Origin of the sequence: Candidatus Collinsella stercoripullorum (genome assembly GCF_027669965.1) — a bacterium.
In the GTDB taxonomy this organism is placed as follows: domain Bacteria; phylum Actinomycetota; class Coriobacteriia; order Coriobacteriales; family Coriobacteriaceae; genus Collinsella; species Collinsella stercoripullorum.
The window spans coordinates 18,196-27,557 of the sequence record NZ_JAQECM010000026.1 but is presented as its reverse complement, the minus strand read 5'-3'; the positions used below and the strand labels follow the sequence as shown (position 1 = coordinate 27,557).

Here is a 9,362-nt window from a genome sequence, read left to right as displayed (position 1 = left end):
CACGCGCGCTCCCCGCCGCCGCGGCGCGCAACCGGTCGACCTCGGACGCGTCCGCCCGGGCGGCGCGGCGGGCGGCCTGGGCCGCGTCGATGGGCGCGACGACCCCCCGGTCGCCCCGATGTCCCGAACGGTCTTCCATGGTGCCTCCTCGGTCGTCCCGCAGCCGCTGCGCACGGCGCCGGTACGGACCAGTATAGGCGCGCGGCACCCCGACGGGAGGACCCTCGCCCAAATATCGGAGAATGCGTGGCGCTCTGGCCTTTCTCCCAGCTCTGGGCTATCGTGTACCGGCATCTACCGCACGCAGCAGAAAGGAAGCGCGCATCCCATGGCACTGACCGGCAAGCAGATCCGCCAGCTCCGCAGCCTCGCCCACCATCTCAACCCCGTCATCCTCATCGGCCGCGGCGACGTCAGCGACGGCGTGGTCGAGCAGGCCGAGCAGAGCCTGGAGGCCCACGAGCTCATCAAGTGCGGCGTGCAGGACGGCTCCGACCTCTCCGCCCGCGAGGCCGCCGGCGAGCTCGCCGAGCGCACCGGCGCCGAGGTCGTCCAGGTGATCGGGCACCGCTTCTCGCTCTACCGCGAGAGCTCCCGCACCGACATCGAGCACATCAAGCTCGCCTGACGGCCGCCGCAGCCGGCTCCCGTTCGCCGCGGCCCGCGCGGGCCCGCCCCCTACATCATCACCGCCTTCCTCGACCGGTCCACGATCCTCTCGTAGGCCGCTCTCGTCTCCGGCTCGGGCACCGCCCCGAGCTCGTTCTTCAGGTAGTGCAGGTGACCGTTGTAGAGCTCGACGAGCTCCCGCCGGCGCCCGCAGAGGTCGTATACGCTCATCGCCCGCCTGATCAGGTCCTCGCGTGCAGGCGCGTGCCGCAGCGCCGACTCCACGAGCCATGAGGCGGACGAGAGGTTCTCCGCCGCGAGCGCCGCATCGATCCCGCGGACCATGCAGTCGACGAAGCGCGTCGCGAACGCGCGCCGCATCCGCGCGAAGAACGACGGGTCGCCGCAATCGGGCAGATACAGCGGACCCGTGTAGAGCTGCTCCATCTTGAGGCTCGCCTCGACGATCTGAGGCGACGTGGCATCCTCCCCGCTGAGCAGGATCTCGCGCGCGAGCCCGTCGAACCGCCTGACATCCGAGTATATGAGCTCCCCGTTGAGCGCCACGCCGTCACCCTGCGTGAGCAGGTACTGGAGTCCCTCCTCCCGCTGGCCGAGCGCCCGTCGCAGCGACGAGAGGGTCACGTACAGGCTCTCCCTCCCCCGCGAGTAGCCCGCATCCGGCCACAGCTCGTCGATGATCGTCCTCCTGCTCACGAACGATCCCAGGCTGAGCGTCAGGCGCGCGGCCACCACGCTCGTCTTCTTGCGCCGCCATATCTCATCGGTGAGCACGTGCCCGTTGCGCTCGACGTGGAAGCCCCCGAACAGGTTGATGACCACCTGCCCGGCCTCCGCCCCCGAGGTGCCGTTCACCACCTCGAACAGCGTCCGCTCCGCCAGGGGAGCCTCGTCGCCGCGGACGTAGCGCGCGAGGAGGCCGCGCGGGATCATGCTGCGCAGGGATTCGCAGCGCGCACCGAGCAGCGCCAGGGCGTGGCGCGCGATGGGGCGGAACCCGGGCTCGAGCATCACCGCCTTGTTGAGCGAGAACCACGCCGACAGCTCGGAATCGAACCGCGCGGCAGCCAGGTGCATCGCCACCGCCCACGCCTCGGCGGGCCCGCAGTCCTCCCGGTACAGGTCGAGGGCCTCGGCATCCTCCCTGATCTTGACCCGGGACGTCCCCCGCAGGTACGAGGTGCGCTCGAGCATCGTGCCCCAGCTGCGGAGGAAGGACTGCCCCGGCTCCGCGAGCTTCAGCACCTGCTGGCCGCGGAACTGCGCGGTGACCGTCTGCTTGAGCGCGAGCGCCTGCCATCCCTCCGCCGCGAGGCAGAACAGCTGCGTCGCGAGGTCCCCTTCGCGCACCGCCATCGTCCCTGCGTCCACGAACCCCCGCTCGTCGGTGACGGGAAGGCCGGCGAGCATGCGGCACGCGCTCGCCGTCATCCTCACCCGCACGGACAGGGGCACAAGGCGCCGCTCCGCGAGCACCTCCGCCAGATCCTCGAGGTCGTCCAGCTGGGACTTGATGACCCCGTCCCCGCGCAGCGCGGACTCCAGGCACCGGTCGGTCGCGAGGAGCACGCCGGGGACGTCGAGCGCGTTGTCCGCCGCGGAGGAAGGGGCCGCCTCACGGGCCTCGGCGGGTAGCGGGGCCCCGCTACCCCCGATGAGCTCCCGGTACCCCCGCGCATGCGCCCGCAGCCTCGCCGCGGCGCGGGGCTCGCGCTCAGGGGAGAACCCGCGGTCGAGCTCGGGCAGCTCCGTCCCGCTCACCGGCCCCCAGGCCTCGCTCAGGGCGCGGGCGACGCCCCAGTCCGCCGGATCGACCTGCTGCGGGATCTCATCGGCGCGGCGGCGCAGCTCCACGGCCGCCCTGCGCGCGTTGTGGTACTCCCCCGCCGTCAGCGCCGCCGTGTAGACGGCGAGCAGCGCCCCGGTCTCGATCCCCGCGGCCGGCACGCGTCCCATCTCCGCGAAGACCCTGCTCACGAACGCCGCATGCCCCGCGAGCGCGAAGTGGACCGGGAACTGCGCCAGGGTGCCCGCCGCCGCACGGGAGTCGAGGACGAGTCCGATGAGCCGCACCGCCGCATCGACCCTGCCGGCCCGGATGAGCAGGCGCACCGCCTGCGTGGCGAACTCCGGCCTCCGCGCCGCGATATCGCGGCGCAGGCGAACCCCCGCCCCGTCCTCGTCCCCCAGGCATCCGAACGAGCCGGTCCCGCCGCCGAGCGCGAAGACCGGGTAGTCGCGCGCCAGCCGCGAGCGGGTCTCCTGCCTCACCCGCAGCCCCGAGCGCTCGAGCTCCTCGAACGACCCCGAGCCCATGAGGAGCATCAGGCAGACGATGCGGTACAGGGAGTCCCGCTCGCGCCTCAGCTCCCCCATCACGCCCTGGTAGAGCTCCTCGATGCCCGCCTCGAGCAGACTGCCTCCCATCTGGGCGCCCGTGGCGTCCTGAAGCTGCACCACGAGCGCCGGGACGCCCTGGGTCAGCTCGTACACATCGAGCGACGGGGCGATGGAGAACGCCCGGGCCCATTGGGCGTACTCCCCTGGCTGGACCGCCAGGGCGGGCGGGGCTATCTTGGCGGAATCCCCCAGCGTCGAGAGGAACGCCCGGTTCGACGGCAGGCAGGACGCGACCACCTCGAACCCGCGTCCGCGCAGGGCGCGGAGCAGGTCGGCGATGCGGCGCGCCTCCTCCTTCTCGAGACGCGGGACGTCGTCGATGGCGATCAGGGGCCTGGCCTCGACCGGCTGCCCCTGCCCGATCTCCTCGAGCAGGTCGCGCAGCTCGTGCTTCGCCATGCGCCCCGCGTCGATGAGCTCCACGCTGCCGCGCTCCGGGTCCGACCGCACCGTCGCCGCGTACTGGAACAGCAGGGTCGTCTTCCCGAACCCCTTCGGGGCGCACACGAGCGCGATGCCCGCCTCACCCGCCTTGAACGCGAGCTCCCTCAGCAGCCGCTCGCGCCTCACCGTCAGCCCCGTCTCGATCCCCATGGGCGGCGCGTCGAATCGCTCGACCCCGTACCCGCGCCCCGACGATTCGACGGCCTTCGCTCCATCCGACATCTTCGTTCGCTCCCCACACTCGAAGTCCTCGCGAGCAACGATATCGAAGGGCGCCCCGGGCGCGAACGGGGTTCTCCCCCGTTTCCGCGTGCCGGTAAGACCCCGGTAAGCCGCCACCCCGATTCCGGGGAAGGTCTCCCGACGGGGGCCCTCGGGACGGCGCGCCCCCGAACAGCACCGTCCATCCCCTCGTATCGCTCCCCGAGCGATTGTGGAGCCGCGCGGGTCCGTTTCGGCAAAGCGCAGCATACGGTACAGCGCATTTTCTGAAGATTCTATTCATTTTACGTCTACAACGTGACAAAGCGGACAACCCATCGGGCATCTCCCACCGTGTCGGATAGCGGTAAGGTCCGCCGGGATTGCCGGCATGACCGCGGCCCTCCTGTCGATAACCCGTGCGCCCCCACCGACGCCGGCGCCCGAGCGCATCGAGCGAGACGCATACCCCGTCCCAGCCCATCCGGCAGGGCTTCGCACGGCAGGATTTGGAGGCAATGCCGTTTCGCTCCAGCGTCCCTTCTCGCAGATCGCACCGCCCCCATGCGCGCGGACCTTCTCCCGTACGGTCACCCGCACCTCGAAGCGGGAGGCGCTGACCCCATACGTGCCGCCCATCGCCCTACGGCGGCCGCCCCGCCCGGACCCCATCGCGGCACAAAAGACCCCGCCCCTCCGAGCACCGTGCCCGGAGGGGCGGGGATCCGCATCGGTATCAGGTGCCGGCCCCCTCGGATTTCCGCCTCCCGCCGCGCATGCGGCCGGCTGCGGACGCCGCGGAGGCGGCTGGACGGGCGGCTACGCCAACTCGTCGGCGCACAGCGCCAGAGCCTCCTCGTCGGCGACGAGCACCGTGTTGGGATGCAGCTGGAGGATGGACGCCGGGCACTGCGGGGTCACCGGGCCGAAGCACATATCGTGCACGGCCTGCGCCTTCTTGCTGCCGTTGGCGGCCACGACGATCATCTTCGCGAACATGATCGTCTGCACGCCCATGCTGAACGCCTGGCGGGGCACGTCGTCGATGCTGTCGAACAGGCGGCTGTTGGCCTCGATGGTGGACTCGGTCAGGTCGACCAGGTGCGTGCCCTTCGAGAAGTGGTCGTCCGGCTCGTTGAAGCCGATGTGGCCGTTGTTGCCGATGCCGAGCAGCTGCAGGTCGGGATAGCCGGCGGCGGCGACCGCGGCGTCGTACGCGGCGCAGGAGGCCTCGTAGTCCTCGGCCATGCCGTCGGGCACGTGCGTGCGGGACTTGTCGATGTTCACATGATCGAACAGGTTGGTGTCCATGAAGTAGCGGTAGCTCTGGTCGTGGTCGCCCGGAAGGCCGCGGTACTCGTCGAGGTTGTAGGTGGAGACGCGGGCGAAGTCGAGGTCGCCCTTCTCGTACCACTCGACCAGCTGCTTGTAGGCGCCGATGGGCGTCGAGCCGGTCGCCAGGCCGAGCACGCAATCCGGCTTCAAGATCACCTGGGCGGAGATGATGTTGGCGACCTTGCGGCTCATGTCGTCGTAGTCGCGTGCCCGTACGATTGAAATCATGTTGATCCCCTTTTCTCGCTATCAACCGACTTCCCTATCGGCCCCGCTGCGGATGCGCGCGACCGACCTTGCAACCTAGCGTTCCCGCGCGGTGATGAGCTGGTCGAGCTCAGAGACCGTATCGCCGACGTTCCCCCGGATACTCGCGAACTCGACCGAGTTGCAGATGAGGATGGGCGCCGTCACATCGAACCCCTCCCGCTCGATCGCCTCGCGGTCGAACTCTATCAGCACGTCGCCCTGCTTGACGGTCTGTCCGACGCTCGCCTTGACGTGGAAGTACTTCCCGTCGAGCTTGACCGTGTCCAACCCGATATGGATCAGGACGTCGAGGCCCTCCTCGGTATGGAGCGCGAGCGCGTGCCCGGTGGGGAAGATCGCCTCGATCTTGGAATCGGACGGCGCGACGACCTTGTTGCCCGTGGGCTCGATAGCGACACCCTGACCCAGCAGCCCCGCAGCGAAGGTCTGATCGTTGACCTCGGACAAGGGGATGACCTTGCCCGCCAGAGGCGAAAGCAGAACGCTGTTCCGCTTCCGCAGGCCGAACGACTTGAGAAACCTGCTGAACATGCCCCTCCTTGTAACCCGTGCGAAGGATAGCTATCACAATCCTACCGCATCGGAGATTCCCGCGAGTTGTCGATTTTGACCCTTAGACGGTCTACCTGACGGTGAGCGCGGCACCGTGCGGCAAAAAAACGGGACCCGCCGAATGGCAGGTCCCGCCTGAACGGATGATCTCCGCGAAGCGATTAACGCTTGGAGAACTGCGGAGCGCGACGGGCCTTCTTGAGGCCGTACTTCTTGCGCTCGACGACGCGCGCATCGCGCGTGAGGAAACCGGCGCGCTTGAGGTCGGCACGGTAGTCGCCGGCCTTCAGCAGGGCGCGGGCGATGCCCAGGCGCAGGGCGCCGGACTGACCGGAGATGCCGCCGCCGTCGCACAGGGCGATGACGTCGAAGGTGCCGGCGGTGTCGGTGACCTTGAAGGGCGCGAGGGCGTCCTCGAGAAGCTGCTTGCGGCCGAAGTACTCGACGGCATCGCGCTTGTTGATGGTCACCTTGCCGGTGCCGGGGACGATACGGACGCGGGCAACGGCGTTCTTGCGACGGCCGGTGCCGTAGTAAACAACGGTGTTCTCAGCCATCTTTTATGCCTCCAGCTCGATCTTGGTGGGGTTCTGAGCGGCATGCGGGTGCTCGGCACCGGTATAGACCTTGAGCTTCTTGAGCTGGGCGCGGCCGAGGGTGGTCTTGGGGAGCATGCCGCGGACGGCGCGCTCGATGACCTGCTCGGGGTGCTTGGCCATGGCCTGACGGAAGCTCTCGGCCTTGAGGCCGCCGTTGTAGCCGCTGTGACGGTAGTAGACCTTCTGGTCGGCCTTGTTGCCGGTAAGCTGGACCTTATCGGCGTTGATGACCACCACGAAGTCACCGCAGTCAGAGTTGGGCGTGTACTGCGGCTTGTTCTTACCGCGCAGGATCATGGCGATCTGCGTGGCGAGACGGCCCAGGACAGCACCCTCGGCATCGACGAGGACCCAGTTGCGGGCGACCTCACCCTGCTTGGCGTAGTGAGTCGACTTCTGAATCACTTGACTCCTCCATGTACAGTACGTGTCTTAACAGAGATTCACGGGGCTCTGCAAATGACTGAAGAATTATAGCGCGGCAGCCGACGGGGTCAATGCGCGGTTCGCCCGCGGTCAGAGTTTCTGCACATGTCGGGGAGGTCGGACCGGTGCGGCCGGGACCGTCTGGGCAGGGGTGCGAAGCGGGCGGCGCCGAACCGGAGGCCCCGATCCGGGCCCGCAGGGCGGCCGGGAGCCCTACCGCAGGAAGGCCCGGATCGAGTCCAGGAGCCGCGCGCACTCCTGGCGCCCCTCGATATAGAGCTCGAGGAGCTTGACGGGGTCGTGCTCGACATGCCCCACCTCGACGGGACGGGGCGGGGCGACGACCAGGACGCGTCCGTCCCGCTCGTACTCCCAGATGCGGCGCCGCTGCTCGTTGTAGCGCTCGTGCCGCGTCTCGAGGGCCTCGAGCAGATAGGGGTACTCGGCGTAGCGCGCACGGGCGGCGGACATGAACTCGTAGGGGCCCTTCTCATAGGAGCGGTGCTGGGTCAGCACGACGACCGCGCGGTCGAACCCCGCCTCCTCCAGCACGTGCTCGACCGGCACCGAGTCGGCGACGCCGCCATCGAGGTAGAGGTGGCCGTCGAGCTCGACCGGCTGGGTGATGAGCGGCAGGGAGGTCGACGCGCGGACGACGTCGATGTCCAGCACGGCGTTGGCGACCTCCAGGTACGCAGCGGTGCCGAAGACCATATCGGTCGCCACGGCGTACAGGCGCAGCGGGTTCGCCTGGAACGCCTCGTTGTCGAAGGGGTCGATGCGGTCCTGCACGTCGTTCAGCATGAAGTCGTAGCCGATGAGGCTGCCGCTGCGCGCGAACGACCTGGTGCCGATGTAGCGGCTGTCGTTGCAGAAGGTCAGGTTCACGCGGTTGCCGCGGCCGATCTGACGGGATTTGTAGTTGAGCCCGTTCAGGGCGCCCGCGGACACGCCGAAGCAGGCGTCGGGCTGGATGCCGTGCTCCATGAGCACGTCGAGCACGCCGGCCGTGAACTGCCCACGAAAGCTGCCGCCTTCGAGGACGATAGCCGTCTTGCCCGCATTCGCTGCACGCTGATCCATCCGATGCCTTCTTTCCCGCGCGCCCCTTCGTCTTGTGCTCTTCTACCACAAAGGGCTCCGCGGCAAACCCGCACACGAATAATGCGAAGGCGGCAGCCGAAACCCCGCGCACGGCCACATGTGACGACCGTCTGCCCGTATCCGGCAGCCCACCGTATGTTCACGGCGAGAACGTGGTAGAATACGTAGCCCACGACCCGTTGGGCTGTGCGAACCTTGACACGTCGAGCGGCGGTGCCGCCCGGTGTCCTTCTTCATGAGGGGGCGACTGGTTTCGACGCGATAGTTCTGAGAGAGGAAGCAGGCCGTGGTCTCCTCGCCACGTTAAACAGGGGTACTGTCAAACGAATTGACAAGAACTCTTCTTTTGAGCCCCAGCTGGCTCTTGCTGCTTAATTAGATAGCGGCACGTCGCTCCCGGGAGTTTCCCCGACCCGGGTCCGATGTCATCTGAGGGGAGTGCTCCCGCGCACGTAACCGGTATGGCGCGGGCTAAGATCGAACCGGTTAGGGTGCTGCGAGCGTGTCGCTGCGCGCAATGCATCCGAGATCAAACCAGCGACTGAGCCTGGAGATGCCGATCAGGGAGCTTTCGTGGACCGGAGTTCGATTCTCCGCGCCTCCACCACACATCGCGAGCAGGTAGATCTATCTCTACCTGCTTTTTTCTTGCGGATATCTGCTCGTGCCATCGAGCGTCCCGCACGCGAGGCTTCTCGCGGCACGCGTGCGCATCAACTTCAACATCCGGATCGCAGACGTTTGTGCAATCGGTGAACGGTATATGGAATCGATTTCATATAGAGGGGTGCTACCTGCGCTTTTTCGCTATTTCGCGCCATATTGTCCGCATCAGGGTTTCTCCACACAGATGAAGAAACCGTCATAAACCTTGAACTGCGCCCAGCACACCCCTATCGTTCAGCCCGCATTTCGTTTGCCCTCATAAGGAGGTTATCCATGAACGACCAAAACGCACAGCTCGCCGGCGCGCTCGTCGGCCTCGGCGCCACGATCACGCAGGCCATGGACCGCATCGAGGACTTCGTCCCCTGCGGCCATCCCGCATCCGTAGTCATCAACGGCCTCGCATCTCTGGACGACTCCCTGACCGACGACCAGCGCGACGAACAGGTCTCCTCGATCACCGGCCTCATCGACCACGTGAGCGAGAAGCGCGGCGTCCCCGCTCACGACATCGCCAACATATTCGAGCTCGGCGGCATCAAGACGCAGCTGCTCGATGAGCTTAAGCACCTCGCTATCGCCATGAAGCCCAAGACGGACACCGACCCGAACGTCAACGCGTGGATGTACCGCTCGCTTGCGGCCATCGAGCATGACGGCAATCTCGAGGCCGCGGCGCGCATGGCCGAAGTCCGCTCCGTCAAGGCGGCGGTGGAGACCCTCTAACCCGATCGG

8 protein-coding genes and 1 other RNA gene are annotated in these 9,362 nt (G+C 67.6%); 3 read left to right on the top strand and 6 right to left on the bottom strand.

Annotation, left to right across the window (positions count from 1 at the left end; translation table 11 throughout):
* The first annotated feature begins 328 nt into the window (after positions 1-328).
* Positions 329-628, top strand: a complete 300-nt coding sequence (yhbY, locus tag PHA29_RS06575) for a ribosome assembly RNA-binding protein YhbY (RefSeq protein ID WP_270404968.1) — start codon at positions 329-331, stop codon at positions 626-628.
* Positions 629-678: 50 nt separating this feature from the next.
* Here yhbY and PHA29_RS06570 read toward each other — a convergent pair whose 3' ends face one another.
* The 6 genes from PHA29_RS06570 to PHA29_RS06545 all read right to left on the bottom strand — a co-directional run bounded on the left by PHA29_RS06570 (position 679) and on the right by PHA29_RS06545 (position 7,940).
* On the bottom strand, positions 679-3,696 hold the full coding sequence (locus PHA29_RS06570; protein ID WP_270848757.1) for a BTAD domain-containing putative transcriptional regulator: 3,018 nt from the start codon (positions 3,694-3,696) through the stop codon (positions 679-681).
* A gap of 798 nt (positions 3,697-4,494) precedes the next feature.
* The gene (nagB, locus tag PHA29_RS06565; RefSeq protein WP_408612035.1) at positions 4,495-5,238 is read right to left on the bottom strand and encodes a glucosamine-6-phosphate deaminase; all 744 of its coding nucleotides are present in this window, start codon (positions 5,236-5,238) and stop codon (positions 4,495-4,497) included.
* 75 nt (positions 5,239-5,313) lie between these two features.
* Positions 5,314-5,811: a PTS sugar transporter subunit IIA gene (locus PHA29_RS06560; protein ID WP_270404970.1), complete on the bottom strand. Its 498-nt coding sequence runs from the start codon at positions 5,809-5,811 to the stop codon at positions 5,314-5,316.
* A 182-nt stretch (positions 5,812-5,993) separates the two neighbouring features.
* Positions 5,994-6,389, bottom strand: coding sequence for a 30S ribosomal protein S9 (gene rpsI / locus PHA29_RS06555; protein ID WP_270574109.1), 396 nt, complete (start codon positions 6,387-6,389; stop codon positions 5,994-5,996).
* Between the two features lie 3 nt (positions 6,390-6,392).
* The gene (rplM, locus tag PHA29_RS06550; protein ID WP_270848745.1) at positions 6,393-6,836 is read right to left on the bottom strand and encodes a 50S ribosomal protein L13; all 444 of its coding nucleotides are present in this window, start codon (positions 6,834-6,836) and stop codon (positions 6,393-6,395) included.
* Between the two features lie 234 nt (positions 6,837-7,070).
* The gene (locus PHA29_RS06545; RefSeq protein WP_270848744.1) at positions 7,071-7,940 is read right to left on the bottom strand and encodes a patatin-like phospholipase family protein; all 870 of its coding nucleotides are present in this window, start codon (positions 7,938-7,940) and stop codon (positions 7,071-7,073) included.
* Positions 7,941-8,200: 260 nt separating this feature from the next.
* Here PHA29_RS06545 and ssrA point away from each other — a divergent pair.
* Positions 8,201-8,568: a transfer-messenger RNA gene (ssrA, locus tag PHA29_RS06540) on the top strand.
* 332 nt (positions 8,569-8,900) lie between these two features.
* Entirely contained in the window at positions 8,901-9,353 is a 453-nt protein-coding gene (locus tag PHA29_RS06535) for a hypothetical protein (protein ID WP_270848742.1), read from the top strand.
* Positions 9,354-9,362 lie beyond the last annotated feature (9 nt).